At 73.7% G+C, this 468-nt stretch carries 1 protein-coding gene; it reads right to left on the reverse strand.

Translation table 11 applies throughout. The annotated features are described in order from the left end of the window. On the reverse strand, nucleotides 1-468 hold a 468-nt coding region (locus G3I71_RS47150), incomplete at both ends, for an asparagine synthase-related protein (protein WP_239149804.1).

The following is a 468-nucleotide window of genomic DNA, read 5'->3' on the forward strand; positions in this document are numbered from 1 at the left end:
CGAGTAGTGGAACTCGTCGCCCTCCTCGCCGTTCTCGGATTCGAAGCCCATCGCGAAGGTCGGCACCTTTTCGTGGCCCTCCTCGGCGAGCAGGGCCACGATCAGGCTGGAGTCCAGGCCACCCGACAGCAGCACGCCCACAGGGACGTCCGCGACGGTGCGCCGGCGTACCGCCGTGCGCAGCGCGTCGTGCACGGCTTCCCGCCAGAGCGCGGGGTCCGCGCCGAGCACGGAGTGCCGGGTGTAGGAGGGCTGCCAGTAGCAGTGGTCCCGGTGGGTGCCGTCCGGCGCGATGACGCGGACGGTGGCCGGCGGGATCTTGCGTACGCCGGCCAGTACGGTGCGCGGGGCCGGCACCGTGCCGTGCCAGCTCAGGTACTGGTGCAGCGCCGCCGGGTCGAGGGAGGTGTCGACTCCCCCGCCGGCCAGCAGCGCCGGCAGGGTGGAGGCGAACCGCAGCCGGGCGGC

Origin of the sequence: Streptomyces sp. SID12501, assembly GCF_010550245.1 — a bacterium.
Classification (GTDB): Bacteria; Actinomycetota; Actinomycetes; order Streptomycetales; family Streptomycetaceae; genus Streptomyces.